Source organism: Mesorhizobium sp. M0816 (assembly GCF_040320005.1).
Taxonomy (GTDB): domain Bacteria; phylum Pseudomonadota; class Alphaproteobacteria; order Rhizobiales; family Rhizobiaceae; genus Mesorhizobium.
Window position 1 is genome coordinate 189,684 of sequence record NZ_JAMYOT010000007.1, and the last position, 13,963, is coordinate 203,646.

Below are 13,963 nucleotides of genomic sequence, written 5' to 3' on the forward strand. Positions count from 1 at the left end.
GCGGGGCGCTTCACTGCTTTCTTTCCGCCATGGAGAAACCGGTGACCTCGGCGCAAGCGACCGCGCTTGCCTGTCTGGACGACATCCAGCCGTCGCTGTCGGCGTGGACGCGGACCATCTTCGATTTCGGCGAGACCGCCTGGCGCGAATACCAGTCGGCGGCCTGGTATGTGGAGCAGTTGAAGCACGAAGGGTTTTCGGTCGAGGAAGGATCGGGCGGCATGCCGACCGCCTTCTGCGCCCACTGGACCAACGGGACCGGCCCGACGATCGGCATGTATGCCGAGTACGACGCGGTACCTGGCAATTGCCAGGATGCGGCGACGGTGAAGCGACCGCGCCCGGGGCTGGGCGAACAGGCCGGCGGCCACACCGATCCGCATTCCGGCCTCGGCATTGCCAGCCTCGGCGGGCTGCTGGCGACCAAGGCTGCGATGCAGCGCCACGGCATATCAGGCACGCTGCGCTTCACCGGCGAGCCGGCGGAGAAGGTGAGGGGATCGAAGCCGATCCATGCCGCGAAGGGCTATTACGATGGGCTGGCGGGCATGATCTCCTTCCATCCTTTTTACATGCTGCCGCTGTGCAACACGGCGCGCTGGGACACGCATTGCGGTGCGGCCTATGCGATGATCTACCGCTTTGTGTGCGACGAACCCGAAAATTGGGTTCGCGCAAGCGATGCAGCACCCATCCCGCAGGCGCATTCGGCAGTCAGGGCGCCCGGCGCCAACGACGCGCTCATGATGATGTATATGGCGTCCAAGGCGCTGCGCGATTCCATGCTGCCGCACCAGGGCGGCTGGTCGATCAGCGAGGCGATCCTGACGGCGGGCCAGGCGACCGCCGACAATCTGCCGGCCGGGCTGGCTGAGATCCAGTACATGATCCGCGTGCCGACGCTTGCCATGGCGGAGCAGGTCACCGCCATGCTCGACCGCAATGCGGAAGCCGCAGCCAGGATGAGCGGCTGCCGCTATGAGCGGCACTGGGTGTCGAAGTCGCGGCCGGGGCTTGCCAACCACGCAATGGCCGGCATTGCCTTCGACGCGCTGGCGGCGGTCGGGCCGCCGTGCTGGGACGAGACGGCCAAGGCGATCGCCCGCGAAATCCAGGTCAATGCCGGGGGCGAGGCGACCGAGGAACCATTCATCGACGAACTGGAGCGGCTGATTGCACCACAGGCGGCCGAGACGCTACTGCGCCACGACCTGCCGCCTTGGCAGCTCAATTCCACCTCCGACGATTACACCGACATGTCGTGGCATACACCGACGGCACGATTCTACGTCGCCCGGCCGGCGCTGCGATCCGAGAACGGCCACGCGTTTCCGTCCTGGGCGATGAATGCGCTGGGCGGCATTTCTGCCACCATCGACCCGATGGTCATCTGCGCCGCAAAGACGGTCGCGCTGGCAGCACTTCGCCTGTTGGAAGACGAGGCTGCGCGCGACGCGGCGATGGATGAATTCGTCACCCGCACCGGCGGCGGCATCGGCGGCTCGAACTGGATCGCGCCGCTCTGCGACTACGATCCGCCGATTGGATTTCGCTGGCCGGAATACATCACCACCCCGCGCGGGCGGGATTGGTGGATACCAAGCAACCAAGCCGCATGATCAACCAAGCCGCCCTTCACGAGGAGAAACCCCATGACCGTCCATGACCGCATCGTCACCGAGCCGTTTTCGCTGCAGCGCCGCAACCCGGCCGGCGGCACCAAGCCGCTGACCGCCTGGGGTTTCGCCAACGAAACCGATGTTCTGACCGACGTGCTGCTCGGCTCGCCGAATTTCCTGCGCCATCTCTCGACCAGCTCGCTGTCGCGCAAGCATCTGCGCGAAGCGCCATGCAACGTCCAGATCGCGCAAGCGCAGCACAAGGATCTGGTCGCCGCCTATGAGCATTTCGGTGTCAACATCCACTGGCACGAGCCGACGCCGGAACTGCCGATGCAGGTCTACTCGCGCGATTCCAGCGTCATGACGCCGTATGGCGCCATCATCACCGCCATGGCCCAGTGGTGGCGGCGCGGCGAGAACTACGCGGCGATCCGCACCTATGAGAAGCTCGGCATCCCGATCTACGACATGGTCACCGCGGGCACGTTCGAGGGCGGCGACTTCAACGTCATCGAGGACGGCGTCGTGCTGATCGGCTGCGGTGGCGCCCGCACGCAGGAGGAGGGCGCGCGCCAAGTGCAGGCCTGGTTCGACAAGGATGGCTGGGAGACCCGCATCGCCTTCATCGACGAATATTATGTCCATATCGACCTGATGGTGGTGCCGATCGCTGAAAAACTGACCGCCGTCTGCCTCGCCTGCACGGAGCCGGGCATCGTCGATTGGCTGAAGGGCAAGGGCCACGAAATCATCGACGTGCCGTTCCAGGATACCATGGCGCTCGGCTGCAACTTCATGTCGCTGGGCAAGGATCGGGTAATCGCGCCGACCTCGAGCCAGACGCTGATCGGTCAGCTCAAGGCGCGCGGCTTCGAGGTGGCGGCCATCGACATGAGCGAGATCTCGAAGACCGGCGGCGGCATTCACTGCATGGCGCAGGCGCTGAAGCGCGAGCCGGCCTGAGGGGCCGGCCTTTAGCCCGGCCGCTTGCGCGAAAGCGCCATTGTCAGCACCGTCGATCCCGCATGGCGCGCGGTACGCGCCTACAGCACGATGAGCTTTCCCTTGCGCAGACGCCGGGCGCAACGATAGACGAGGTCGGCGGCGACCATGTCTTCCATCGCAATGCCCATCGCCTTGTAGGTGGTGATCTGTTGATCCGAAACGCGGCCCGGCGCGCGGTCGAGCAGCATGGCGCCAAGCTCGGTGCCGAAATCCGGGTCGAAGCCGGCAAGCTCGCAAGATCCGACCGGGGTCGGTTTGAATGCATCCTTGGTTTCGACAAAAAGACTGGATCTGCCGATGAGCTCGATCGGCATTTCACCGCCGGGCGGCGCCACCCCGACCGAGGAGACATGCGTGCCCGGCTGGACCCAGCCTGCGTCGATCACCGGCTGGTAGGAGTGGGTCGCCAGGCACACCACGTCGGAACTGCGCACTGCCGTCTCGAGGTCGGCGACCGCCACCACCGACGGATGCAGCCGGGCAAGTGCTGCCGCATCGTCGAAGCTCTTCGAAGCGACACGGATTTCGGCAAAATCGCGCACCAGCGGCAACAGATGCAGGTGCTGGTTGGCCTGCACGCCGGCGCCGACCACTGTCGCTATCCTGGCATCCCGGCGCGCAAGCGCGCGCACCGACAGCACGGCGGAGCCGGAGGTTCGCACCGCGGTTATGAAGGTGCCGTCCATGATGCAGACCGGCAGGCCGGACAGCGGATCGAACAGGCTGATGGTGGCGAGGTGGCTGGGCAGGCCGATTGCCAGGTTGCCTTCGAAGACATTGACGATCTTGACGGTCAGGTTCATGCCCTCCATCCAGGCCGGCATGGCGAGGCTGTAGCCGGCCCCGGGGATGTCGAGTTGTGGTCGGGGTGGATTGACGACCTTGCCTTGTGACAGCGCCTTGAAGCCGTCTTCCAGAACATCGAGAAGCTGGCTGAGGTCGATGCATGCCATCACGTCGGCTTCGCTCAGCACCAGGATCTCGGTCGTTCCCTTGCTGATTTCCGCCGCACTCCTGCCGGCTGGGCTGAACGCTTGTTTGGTCATCCTGCACTCCTGTGGTCGTCGAAATCGGCTCACCGCGTTTGCTTAGGTGAGAGAGGGAAGCGCAGGTTATTGCGACGTTTTATGTGATGAAATACGTTGTTTTTGGCATCTCTGCGTGAAATAAGCACAAAAATCTCTGAGATAGCGTGGATTGTGGAATGGAGGATCTCGACCAGATAGACCGCAGCCTGCTCAGGCTGCTCCAGGAAGACGGCCGTCGGACGACGCTTGATCTTGCCGGGCGCGTCGGGTTGTCGCCGACCGGAACCAGCCAGCGGGTGAAGCGCCTGTTCCGCGACGGCTTTATCACCGCGGTCAGGGCCGTGCTCGATCCGCGCAAGATCGGCCGGGGAACGCTGGTGTTCATCGAGGTCCGGCTTGACCACACGGCGCCGCACGTCTTTGACCGCTTTGCCGAAGCCGTGGCGAAAGCTCCGGAGGTTCTGGAGTGCCATATGGTGGTTGGCGGTTTCGATTATCTGGTCAAGGCGCGGATCGCCGATATGGCGGTGTTCCAGGATTTCCTGCAGCGGGTCATCCTGCCGCTGCCCGGCGTGCGCGAAACGCACACCTTCGCCTCCATCGCCGATGTCAAGCCGAACGCCCTTTTGCCGGTGTGATCGGGTAGAGGAGGGGAACGCTGTTCAGGGCGACCTGCATCGCATCTTCGCCATCTAATCGCTCCCCCTGGCGCGCCTTCGGGTGCAGCGATGCCGGAGACCGGCTCTAGCTTTGCTGGGTCAGCAGGTTTGCGTCGCGCGCGAGCCGCCACTCACCATCCGCCTCCTTGCGCAGGAGCGTCAGCGCATATCCCGATCGATGGACCGGCTCGCCATTCGGCGGGGTCGCGGTCATATTGATGCGGCTGCGGATGAAAGCCCAATTGCCGAGAAGCTGTAGTTCCACGATATCGCTCGTGCCGTCGATATGAACGCCGGCCGTCTCCAGCGCGGCTGCCGCGAAGATCTCCTTGTCGAAGGGTTCCCGGCCGGGAACCATGAAGATCGCATCGTCCGTCATCAAGCTGAGGACGGTCGCGATGTCTCCACGCTTGCTCGCATCCATCCACGTCTCGACCAGCTTTCGGATTGCTTTTTCGTCGCCCGTCATCCGTTACCTCCCTGGCATCTCGCCGTCATCGATGGCGCACGGCGCTCCTCCCTCGCTGCTACATAGGGCTTAGATCGCTCTCGTCATCGATTGCAGTGCGTCGCGCCGCGGGTAGCACGGTCCGCGAGCCGGCAGGTTCGCGCCCTCCATGCCTATCGCCAGCCACCGGAGGCGGTGATGCGCTCGCCGGTCAGCCAGGACGCTTCGTCGGAGGCGAGGAACACCGCGACGCGGGCGACGTCGTCGGGCAGGCCGAAGCGACCGAGCGGCGTCATGGCTATAATCTGCTTCTCGAATTCGCTGCCGATGATGCCGATGCGCGCGAGGCCCTCGGTATCGATGCCGCCGGGCGCGATGGCGTTGACGCGGATGTTGCGTGCGCCGAGCTCCCGCGACATCGACAGCGTGATCGTGTCCACCGCACCTTTGGTCGCGGCGTAGACGAGCGAGTTCGGCTGCGGATTGCGGCTGGCGACCGAGCTTATGTTGATGATGCTGCCGCCGCCCGCGCCAAAATGGTTCACTGCTGCTTGCGTGGTCAGAATGATGCCCAACACATTGGTGTCGAACTCGCGGTGAAACTCGGCCTCGGTAATCGCTTCCAGCGGCTCGAATGCGAAGACTCCGGCATTGTTGACCAGTATGTCGAGCCCGCCAAACTCCAATTTCGCCGCCTCGAACAGGCGGCGCACATCAGCCGCTTGCGACACGTCGCCCTGGACGGCGACGGCGCGGCCGCCACGGTCCTCGATCTCGGCGACGACGCGGTCGGCGCCTTCCCGTGACGAGGCGTAGTTGACGACCACTGCGGCGCCGGCCGTGGCAAGACTCTTGGCGATGGCGGCGCCGATACCCTTGGAGGCGCCGGTGACGATGGCGACCTTGCCGTTCAGCTTGCTCATCAAATCTCTCCTTTGTTGACGATGAGCGGTATTTAATCATGATCGAAACGCGTATTATGGTGCCCACAATCCGTTCTTTCGTGCCTGGAATTCTGGAATGACCACCATCCTCGAAAAGACCGCCGGTCTCGTCGCCTTCGTCCGCACGGTCGATGCCGGCTCGTTCCATGCCGCCAGCCGGCTGGTCGGCTCCAGCCCGTCGGCGGTGTCGAAAAGCGTGGCGCGGCTCGAGCGCCGGCTCGGCGTCAGGCTGATCCAGCGCTCGACGCGTCGGCTCGGGCTCACCAGCGAAGGCCTCGCCTACTACGAGCGCGTGGCGCCACTGCTAAGGGCGCTGGACGATGCCGAAGACATCGTCCAGATGGCCGATACGGCGCGCGGCCTGCTGCGTGTTACAGCGCCGGTCGAACTCGGTCGCGGCCTGATCGCGGCATGGGCGCAAGCGTTCCTTGCGCAGCATGGCGAAGTGAAGGTCGAGCTCAGCGTCACCGACCGCCACGCCGACCTGATCCGCGAAGGCTATGACGTTGCGGTGCGCATGGGGCCGCTCTCAGACACCGGGCTCGTCGCGCGCAAGATCGCCAATCTGCCGATCATGCTGGTGGCCTCACCGGCCTATGTCGAGCGGCGCGGCCGTCCGGCATCGGTCGAGGATTTACGGGACCATGAATTCGTCCGCCACCAGATGGCTGGCCGGCCTTATCCGGTCACATTTGCCGACGGTACGATGATCGTGCCGGATGGGCGGTTAGACACCGACGACGGCGGCGCCATCCGCAATGCGGCACTTGCCGGTGCCGGCATCGCGCATCTGATGCGGTTTGCGGTGCAGGACGATCTCGACGCGGGCCGCCTGGTCCGCATGCTGCCCGAGGTGGCGATGCCGACCATGCCGGTGCACATCGTCCATGCCTACGGGCGGCAGCTGCCGGTCCGGGCGCGGCTGTTCGTCGACTTCCTTGCAGGCCAAATGGCGGCGCTGGCGCGATAGCGCAGGGCTCCGTGGCAAAGACAGCGGCGGCTTCGAGATTACCCTGTTAGTAGCACAAGCGACCCCCGCCTTCGTTACCTGTCCATAGAGCTAGAACGTGATCTTCACTGAATCGGCGCTGCGGTTGGCCGCGCCGTGGTGGACGGCCTCGATGTTGTTGCCGTCGGGGTCGAGCAGGAAGGCGGCGTAGTAGCCGGGATGGTAGGATCGTTCGCCCGGCGCGCCATTGTCGGTGCCGCCGGCCTCAAGCCCGGCCCTGTGGAATGCGTCGACCATGGCGCGGTCATTTGCCTGGAAGGCCAGGTGGTGGCGGCCGGTCAGCTTTCCCAGGGCCGCCGGGCTGTCGGGGCTGGAGATGAACAGCTCGTCGGCCCAGAAATAATCATTGCCGGCGCCACCGATCGGTATGCCGAGCACGTTGAGAACCGCCTCATAAAAACGCCGGCTGGCCTTGAGATCCCTGACCACCAGCTGGAGGTGGTCGATGAGACGGCCGCGATGAAGTTCCTGATTTGCCATGCTTGACAGCTCCTGATCGCCGGTTGGAAATCTAGCTTCGAATGATGCGCGGTCAATCCAGAAAGCCGTGGAATGGCGCCATCGCGTCGACTGGATAAAAAATGCAACCGGATTGTCGGATTCAAGACATGTCCAACGTCCTTCGGACGCAAGCGGCTCGGCGGAGCTCGAAAAGGTCGTGCCGTATCAACGCTTCCGGCATGGGAGAAAAGTGAAATGAGCCTTCCCTATCGTTGGGTTATCGTCGCGGCTGGCGCGCTGATGACCTGTGTCGCCCTCGGGGCGATGTTCTCGCTGGCGATCTTTCTCGAACCGATGGCGCTCGACACACAATGGTCGCGCGCCGGCATATCGAGTGCGATGACGCTGAACTTCCTTGTAATGGGCCTCGGCGGCTTCGCCTGGGGCGCCATTTACGACCGCTTCGGCGCCCGCATCGTCGTCATGACCGGCGCCGTGCTGCTTGGCCTGGCGCTGGTCCTGGCCAGCCGCACCGGTTCGCTGCTCGTTTTCCAGTTGGCCTACGGCGTGCTCGTCGGCCTCGCGGCAAGCGCCTTCTTCGCGCCGATGATCGCGCTGACCTCCGCCTGGTTCGACACGAACCGCAGCCTCGCCGTCTCGCTGGTCTCGGCCGGCATGGGCGTGGCGCCAATGACCATCTCGCCCTTCGCCCGCTGGCTGATTTCGGCCTACGACTGGCGCACCGCAATGTTCGACATCGGCATAACCGCGTGGGTGCTGCTACTGCCGGCCGCGCTTCTGGTGCGCCAGCCGCCCAAGCCCGCTGCCGACGGCGCTGCCCCAAGCGTTGCCGCCGAGGGTGCCGGCATGACGGTTCCGCAGGCGCTGCGCTCGCCGCAATTCATCGTGTTGGGACTGACCTTCTTTGCCTGCTGCGCGGCGCATTCCGGGCCGATCTTCCACATGGTGAGCTATGCGATGCTGTGCGGCATAGCGCCGATGGCGGCGGTCAGCATCTACAGCATCGAGGGCCTGGCAGGGCTGGGTGGCCGGCTGCTTTACGGCGTGCTTGCCGATCGGCTGGGCGTCAAGCCGGTGCTGATCACCGGGCTGGCCATACAGGCCGTGGTCATCGCAGCCTATCTTGCGGTCAGCGAGCTTGGTCAATTCTACACGCTCGCCGTCATCTTCGGCGCCACCTATGGCGGCGTCATGCCGCTCTATGCGGTGCTGGCGCGGGAATATTTCGGCCAGCGCATCCTCGGTACGGTGTTCGGTGCAGTAACCATGCTGTCCAGCCTCGGCATGGCTTTCGGCCCGCTCGCCGGCGGCATGGTGTTCGATGCCTATGCCAGCTATTCCTGGCTGTTCATCGGCTCGGCCCTTGTCGGGCTTGGCGCGATGGCGATTGCGATCGCCTTCCCGCCGCTGCCGCGCAGGGAGTTGCAACCGGCTTAAAGCAGGATCGGCGGAAAAGGGCGGCCGCTTGGATGGCAAGCGGCCGCGATCCAAAAATAGCTGGCAGTGTTTGTTCGGCATTATGAAACGCGAATTGCTATGCCCGCAGAGGCACCACCTCGGCGCCGTCAAGCGTGTAGCGCGCATAGCGGAAATCGCGAATTCTCGCCAATCTGTCGCCGGCCCATTCCAGCAGGATAAAGTATTTTAGCCCTCCGGCCGAGTCGTCCGGATCGATCACAAGAATGGCTGGCTGCCGATCCACCAGGCCTGGAAGCAGCCGCCAATCGTGGATACCCGCGTAGTTATGGAAGTACCGGCCCACTTTCGTGCGGCCGCTCGCCCGGAGCCGGTTGACGAGGTCAAGCCGGACGTCCTCGGCCAGCATGTCGCGGATCGCATCGAAGTCGCGGGCGTTGAACCGCTCCACGTAGGCTGCCAGACGCGCCCGCTCGGGCTCGGCCAACACCGGCACAGGCCGATCGTCAGGCTCGCCGGAGACTTCGCGCAGGCGCAAACGGCCGCGATGCAGTGCGGCTTTCACCGCCGGAACGCTGCTGTCGATAATGTTGCCGATCTCTTCGATCGTATAGCCGAGCACATCCATGAGGATGACGCTGCTACGCTGCGCCGCGGGCAGGCGCATGAAAGTCTGCAGGCTTGCGGCTGCAGTGTGTCGACCCTCGGCCGACATACCGGGGTCAGGGATCATATCGATATCCTCAACGACATGCGCGGCATCCAACCTGGCACGACGGCGTAGGTGGTCGAGCGCGGCATTGTGCGCGATGCGAAACAGCCAGCCCTCGACATTGGCTATCGGCCCGGTCCCGGGGAACGCCTCGAGCGCCTTGACCGTAGCTTCCTGGACGACATCCTCGGCATCGATCACCGAACCGGTCATGCGGGCACAATAGCGGTGCAGTTTCGGCCGCAATTCGCCGAGCAGCCGGTCAAATGGCTCCCGTCCTTCTGGGGTGCCGGTTGCGGATCCGGTCATCGCACAAGGATCAATTTCATGCGTATCTCCCAGGCAGGGCGCCCGTCATCAGGCGCAGCGTCTTATAGACGCTCGACGATGGCAAAAGGATTCGGTCGAAAAAACTTTCTCTAGCTGGAATCCTTTGATGGTTCCTACGCGTCTCTGGATCACGGGCCCGTAACCTGGCGGGCCCTTTGTTCAAGCCGGAGGCGCCATAGTCATGAGCAAGCAAAGTGCGGGATCAACGAAGGTCTGGGTTCTCGCCCTCACGTCGATAGGCTCCTTGATGGTCGTTCTCGATGCGATGGTTGTGGCGACGGCATTGAGCACGATGCGGGTCGAGCTCGATGCCTCGCTGGAGACGCTGCAATGGACGATGAACGCCTATAATTTGAGTTTTGCCGTCCTGCTCATGACCGGGGCTGCGCTCGGTGACCGGTTCGGCCGCCGCCGTACGCTCGTTACCGGATTGGCGTTGTTCGTCGCAGCGTCGGTTGCCTGCGCGCTCGCCGGCAATGCCGGATTGCTGATTGCGGCCCGTGCGATCCAGGGCGCAGGTGCCGCAATGGTCATGCCGCTGGCCATGGCGCTGCTGAGCGTCGCTTTTCCCCCGGAGGAGCGAGGCAAGGCGCTGGGTATCTTCAGCAGCATCACCGGCCTGGCCCTGATCATCGGCCCGATGGCGGGCGGTGCGATTTCCGAAGGGCTCTCCTGGCACTGGATCTTCTGGCTCAATGTCCCGGTCGGTATCGTTCTCATTCCGCTGGTGCTGCGTCGGATTCCGGAGAGTCACGGGCCGGGCACGGCAATCGATGTCCTCGGCGTCGTCCTGGTAACCGCGGCGGCATTTGGAGTGGTCTGGGGTCTGATGCGCGGCAACATTGTGGGCTGGAGCAGCTCTGAAGTGCTGTCGGCGCTGACGGCCGGGCTGCTTCTGGCCATCGCATTCGTCCTTTGGCAGCTGCGTACCCGTGAGCCCATGCTGCCTTTGCGGTTCTTTCAGGCGCGCGCATTCTCCTCGGGCGTAGGGGCGAACTTCCTGCTCTGCGCCGCCATGTACGGGCTCGTGTTCCTGTTGCCGCAGTTTCTGCAGTTTGCCCAGAGCCGTGGGCCGCTCGGCGCCGGCATGGGATTGCTGCCTTGGACCGCCACGCTTTTCGTGGTCGCACCGATCGCCGGCAGCCTGATCAACCGCGTTGGCGAGCGCTGGCTTGTCGTGGCTGGATTGATCCTGCAAGCGGCTGGAATGGCCTGGCTGGCGCAGATCGCAGCACCTGATCTGCCCTATATCCAGCTAGTCGCCCCGCTGATCATTACCGGTGCCGGCGTGTCGATGGCCATGCCTGCCGCGCAGAACGCGGTTCTCAATGCGGTCGCCCGGCCGGAGGTCGGCAAGGCTGCCGGCACGTTCAACACATTCCGCTTCCTTGGCGGCGTGTCAGGGATCGCGATCGCCGGTGCGGTGTTCGCCGGCACTGGAAGCTTCGAGTCCACAACTGCCTTCAGCGACGGCTTCGCGTCAGCAATCGGCGTCTCCGCTCTGCTCTCGCTCGCCGGCGCGCTCGTCGGATTGGGGCTCCCGGAGCGTCGCGCAGTGGTGCTCGCGAATGCCAGCAAGGAGGCGTAACTCGGAGGCGGGAAGCTTGCGCTTGCTCCCACTGTTGTCGCGTTAACAGCAGGCCGCGCCAGCGCAGCAAAAAGGTCGCCGAGCGTCGGTTGCCGGCCGGTCCTGTGGGGGGCATCTGTGTCCAGACCCAGATCTTGCGCGCCCGTGATGGCGGCGAACATGCTGCATCGCAGCACCCTGCCGCCGATATCGGCGGGCCAAGGGAGTGCGAGAAAATCGTCAAAAATGGACAATTCGGGCTGGTTCCTGCTGTTTTTGGCTTTTATTAGCCGTGCCTCACGTTCCTGTTTCAAATGTGTCAACTTTTTGTGTTGCGTTGCACAATGGTGGTCCTATTCTGCGCAAGGGGGGCGCTTCCGATTGGAATGCGCCGTGAACGAAGCCGCTATATTGACCGATTGGCAGTTTCGCCGTCCCGCCGGCGTACGTCACTAATGGGAAATGCGCGCGACACCCAATTGGACGCGCTGAGGGCCATCGCCGTGACGATGGTGCTGTACTCCCATTTCTTCGCGGGTGGAGGGTCCTCGTTCTGGGGCCATATCGGCGTGCGTCTGTTCTTCGTGCTGAGCGGCTTTCTGATCACCCGCCTGCTGCTCGAAGCCCGCTCGGCCGCCGAATTCGAAGCCGGACCGGCGCTGAGATCCTTCTATATCAGGCGGGCGCTGCGGATATTCCCGCCCTATTTCGCCGTGCTGGGTTTCGTCTGGTTGGTGGACCTGGAGCAGTCTAGAGGATCACTGGTCTGGCATGCGTTCTATCTGTCGAATTTCTGGTACGCGGCGCAGAATGAATGGACGCCCTGGCTGCTCTGCCATTTCTGGAGCCTGAGCATCGAGGAGCAGTTCTATATCGTCTGGCCGCTGATCGTCCTGCTGGCGCCGCGCCGGCGCCTGGAATCGATCTGCATCGGCGTTATCGTGCTGTCGCTGGCCTATCGGTTTTATTGGCCGATCGCTGGAACGCCGGGTTTGGCACGCGACCTGCTGCCGCCGGCGTCGATGGACGCATTGGCGTCAGGCGCGCTGCTTGCCGCCTACCGGTCAAGAACAGCCGGCTTGCCGCAATGGCTTCGAAATGGCTGGCCGGGGCTCGCGGCGGCGTTTTTCGTTCTGCAGTGGTTTGCGCCGGCGCCGGCAAATCCGGTGCAGGAATGGGGCCTCTGGCTGCTGTTGCAGATCCTGCCTCTCGTACCGCTGGTGGTCATCGTTGCAAGCTGTTCGACAGGGGTTGGCGGCTATATCGGAAAACTTCTCGAACTGCCGCCGCTGCTTGGCCTTGGCCGCATCAGCTACGGCGTCTATCTCTACCATCCCATAGTGCTGGCGCTGGTCGTCAAATCGCAGCCGTGGATCCCGCTCAACGTCTCGGAGCAAGGGCCCGGGCGGTTTCTGGTGGCGGGAACGGCAACGCTCATGCTGGCTTCGGTCTCGTGGCTGCTTTTCGAGAAGCCGCTCAACAGCCTCAAGCGCCACTTCCCCTATGTTGCTCGAAAAGGCCGCGGCGCCATCCCGGCAGGCATTGACGTGGGCAATGCCGGATGGCTCGCGGCGGGAGCATATCTGGGCAGGCCGCTTGATGGTGGCACTTCACCGTTGCCACGCAAGCTGCGACGAACCGATCGGAGCTGATCATGGCTGCTCCCTTGGTGTCAGTTCTGCTGCCGATCTACAATGCGGGACCTTATCTCGCCGCTGCGCTGGGCAGCATCCTGCGGCAGGATTACGATCGTCTGGAGGTCATCGCCATCGATGACGGCTCGACCGACAACTCGCTGCAGATCCTGCAGAAATACCGCCAGGCCGACAGCCGCATCTCGATCATCTCACGCGAAAACCGTGGCCTGATCGCAACTTTGAACGAAGGCCTGGCCGTGGCGCGCGGCGATCTGGTCGCCAGGATGGACGCCGACGACATCGCCTATCCCCAGCGCCTGTCGCGGCAGGTCGCGCTGTTCAACCAGCAGCCTGACCTCGCTCTATGCGGCGCGGGTTTCGATACCTTGCTCGGCAACCGCGTCGTCAGGGGTTCGCCCGATCCGATATTCCAGGACAATCCGCTGCGTATATTGTCGATGTTCTTCACGATCTTCATGCATTCCACCGTGGTATACAACAGGAATGTCATAGAAGAAGATGTTCTATATTACGATACCAGCTACAAGCATGCCGAGGATTTCGACCTGTTCAGGCGGCTGACCGACCGCTACCCGGCGGCCATGATCCCCGAAAGCCTGATCGCCTATCGTATCCATGACGACAGCGTGACCAACAGGCACAAGCGCGAAATGCGCAGGACGCATTTGAAGATCGTCGCCGAGAACCTCGAGCGCGAAGGGCTCGTACAAGAGACGCAGGACCTCCGCGGCATCGGTGAAGTCCCGTCGATGGACACGGTTCGCCGTGCCGCCGAATGGATCCTTGCGCTTGAAGAAAGGATTGCCGCGCTGCCGGCCGAGACGAGGCCGAGCTACCAGGCTGGCACGCTGAACCTGTTCTATTTCCTCTACCAGCTGATATCGGGGGAAAGGCAGCCGCAGCTGATGCACGAATTCCTGACGCGGACGGCGAAATGGAAACTCATCCGGCGGCGCGAGCAGTACGTGTTTCGCACCGGTGCCTTCGCGCCGCGCTTCAGTCTCGCCTCGATGTCGGTCACCAGGCAGGTGGATGCCTTGTCGCGGTATCTGCAGTCCGTGCCGGCCGCGGCGGTTTTGCCTTCGAACCAGTTGAGCTAGCAG

At 63.6% G+C, this 13,963-nt stretch carries 13 protein-coding genes; 8 read left to right on the forward strand and 5 right to left on the reverse strand.

From position 1 onward, the window contains the following. Positions 1–29 precede the first annotated feature (29 nt). Together NKI17_RS13060 and NKI17_RS13065 are read left to right on the forward strand one after the other, a co-directional pair. The gene (locus NKI17_RS13060) at positions 30–1,619 is read left to right on the forward strand and encodes a zinc-binding metallopeptidase family protein (protein WP_352569198.1); all 1,590 of its coding nucleotides are present in this window, start codon (positions 30–32) and stop codon (positions 1,617–1,619) included. Positions 1,620–1,652: 33 nt separating this feature from the next. Beyond that, positions 1,653–2,585, forward strand: a complete 933-nt coding sequence (locus tag NKI17_RS13065; protein WP_352455436.1) for a dimethylarginine dimethylaminohydrolase family protein — start codon at positions 1,653–1,655, stop codon at positions 2,583–2,585. 80 nt (positions 2,586–2,665) lie between these two features. Here NKI17_RS13065 and NKI17_RS13070 read toward each other — a convergent pair whose 3' ends face one another. Beyond that, positions 2,666–3,673, reverse strand: a complete 1,008-nt coding sequence (locus NKI17_RS13070) for an ornithine cyclodeaminase family protein (protein ID WP_352569118.1) — start codon at positions 3,671–3,673, stop codon at positions 2,666–2,668. A 158-nt stretch (positions 3,674–3,831) separates the two neighbouring features. Between NKI17_RS13070 and NKI17_RS13075 the strand changes: the two genes are divergently transcribed. Further along, positions 3,832–4,293 carry an Lrp/AsnC family transcriptional regulator gene (locus NKI17_RS13075; protein ID WP_352569119.1) on the forward strand — a complete coding sequence of 154 codons (462 nt, stop codon included), beginning with the start codon at positions 3,832–3,834 and terminating at the stop codon, positions 4,291–4,293. Between the two features lie 106 nt (positions 4,294–4,399). Here the strand turns inward: NKI17_RS13075 and NKI17_RS13080 are convergent, their stop codons facing one another. Both NKI17_RS13080 and NKI17_RS13085 read right to left on the reverse strand, forming a co-directional pair. Further along, positions 4,400–4,783 (reverse strand): YybH family protein, encoded by a 384-nt coding sequence (locus NKI17_RS13080; protein ID WP_352569120.1) that lies wholly within the window; start codon positions 4,781–4,783, stop codon positions 4,400–4,402. Positions 4,784–4,935: 152 nt separating this feature from the next. Then, positions 4,936–5,685 carry an SDR family NAD(P)-dependent oxidoreductase gene (locus tag NKI17_RS13085; RefSeq protein WP_352569121.1) on the reverse strand — a complete coding sequence of 250 codons (750 nt, stop codon included), beginning with the start codon at positions 5,683–5,685 and terminating at the stop codon, positions 4,936–4,938. Positions 5,686–5,782: 97 nt separating this feature from the next. Here NKI17_RS13085 and NKI17_RS13090 point away from each other — a divergent pair, with 97 nt between their 5' ends. Next, entirely contained in the window at positions 5,783–6,676 is an 894-nt protein-coding gene (locus NKI17_RS13090; protein ID WP_352906062.1) for a LysR family transcriptional regulator, read from the forward strand. 90 nt (positions 6,677–6,766) lie between these two features. On the opposite strand, the gene NKI17_RS13095 is transcribed toward NKI17_RS13090, so the two are convergent. Beyond that, positions 6,767–7,195, reverse strand: coding sequence for a VOC family protein (locus NKI17_RS13095; RefSeq protein WP_352906064.1), 429 nt, complete (start codon positions 7,193–7,195; stop codon positions 6,767–6,769). 216 nt (positions 7,196–7,411) lie between these two features. On the opposite strand from NKI17_RS13095, the gene NKI17_RS13100 reads away from it, so the two are divergent. Further along, positions 7,412–8,614, forward strand: coding sequence for an MFS transporter (locus NKI17_RS13100; protein WP_352451471.1), 1,203 nt, complete (start codon positions 7,412–7,414; stop codon positions 8,612–8,614). A gap of 97 nt (positions 8,615–8,711) precedes the next feature. Here NKI17_RS13100 and NKI17_RS13105 read toward each other — a convergent pair whose 3' ends face one another. Continuing rightward, the gene (locus NKI17_RS13105) at positions 8,712–9,614 is read right to left on the reverse strand and encodes a sigma-70 family RNA polymerase sigma factor (protein ID WP_352690803.1); all 903 of its coding nucleotides are present in this window, start codon (positions 9,612–9,614) and stop codon (positions 8,712–8,714) included. A 202-nt stretch (positions 9,615–9,816) separates the two neighbouring features. On the opposite strand from NKI17_RS13105, the gene NKI17_RS13110 reads away from it, so the two are divergent. The 3 genes from NKI17_RS13110 to NKI17_RS13120 all read left to right on the forward strand — a co-directional run bounded on the left by NKI17_RS13110 (position 9,817) and on the right by NKI17_RS13120 (position 13,960). After that, a complete protein-coding gene (locus NKI17_RS13110; protein WP_352906067.1) occupies positions 9,817–11,223 on the forward strand; it encodes a DHA2 family efflux MFS transporter permease subunit in 1,407 nt (468 codons plus the stop codon). A gap of 434 nt (positions 11,224–11,657) precedes the next feature. Then, complete coding sequence (locus tag NKI17_RS13115; protein WP_352906069.1) at positions 11,658–12,854, forward strand: acyltransferase family protein; 1,197 nt, start codon at positions 11,658–11,660, stop codon at positions 12,852–12,854. Positions 12,855–12,856: 2 nt separating this feature from the next. Next, on the forward strand, positions 12,857–13,960 hold the full coding sequence (locus NKI17_RS13120) for a glycosyltransferase family 2 protein (RefSeq protein ID WP_352645517.1): 1,104 nt from the start codon (positions 12,857–12,859) through the stop codon (positions 13,958–13,960). Positions 13,961–13,963 lie beyond the last annotated feature (3 nt).

Coding starts and splice junctions, on each gene's coding strand:
- NKI17_RS13065 (WP_352455436.1), top strand. CDS start 1,653: ATGACCGTCCATGACCGCATCGTCACCGAGCCGTTTTCGCTGCAGCGC.
- NKI17_RS13110 (WP_352906067.1), top strand. CDS start 9,817: ATGAGCAAGCAAAGTGCGGGATCAACGAAGGTCTGGGTTCTCGCCCTC.
- NKI17_RS13100 (WP_352451471.1), top strand. CDS start 7,412: ATGAGCCTTCCCTATCGTTGGGTTATCGTCGCGGCTGGCGCGCTGATG.
- NKI17_RS13085 (WP_352569121.1), bottom strand. CDS start 5,685: ATGAGCAAGCTGAACGGCAAGGTCGCCATCGTCACCGGCGCCTCCAAG.
- NKI17_RS13070 (WP_352569118.1), bottom strand. CDS start 3,673: ATGACCAAACAAGCGTTCAGCCCAGCCGGCAGGAGTGCGGCGGAAATC.
- NKI17_RS13095 (WP_352906064.1), bottom strand. CDS start 7,195: ATGGCAAATCAGGAACTTCATCGCGGCCGTCTCATCGACCACCTCCAG.
- NKI17_RS13115 (WP_352906069.1), top strand. CDS start 11,658: ATGGGAAATGCGCGCGACACCCAATTGGACGCGCTGAGGGCCATCGCC.
- NKI17_RS13080 (WP_352569120.1), bottom strand. CDS start 4,783: ATGACGGGCGACGAAAAAGCAATCCGAAAGCTGGTCGAGACGTGGATG.
- NKI17_RS13075 (WP_352569119.1), top strand. CDS start 3,832: ATGGAGGATCTCGACCAGATAGACCGCAGCCTGCTCAGGCTGCTCCAG.
- NKI17_RS13120 (WP_352645517.1), top strand. CDS start 12,857: ATGGCTGCTCCCTTGGTGTCAGTTCTGCTGCCGATCTACAATGCGGGA.
- NKI17_RS13105 (WP_352690803.1), bottom strand. CDS start 9,614: ATGACCGGATCCGCAACCGGCACCCCAGAAGGACGGGAGCCATTTGAC.
- NKI17_RS13090 (WP_352906062.1), top strand. CDS start 5,783: ATGACCACCATCCTCGAAAAGACCGCCGGTCTCGTCGCCTTCGTCCGC.
- NKI17_RS13060 (WP_352569198.1), top strand. CDS start 30: ATGGAGAAACCGGTGACCTCGGCGCAAGCGACCGCGCTTGCCTGTCTG.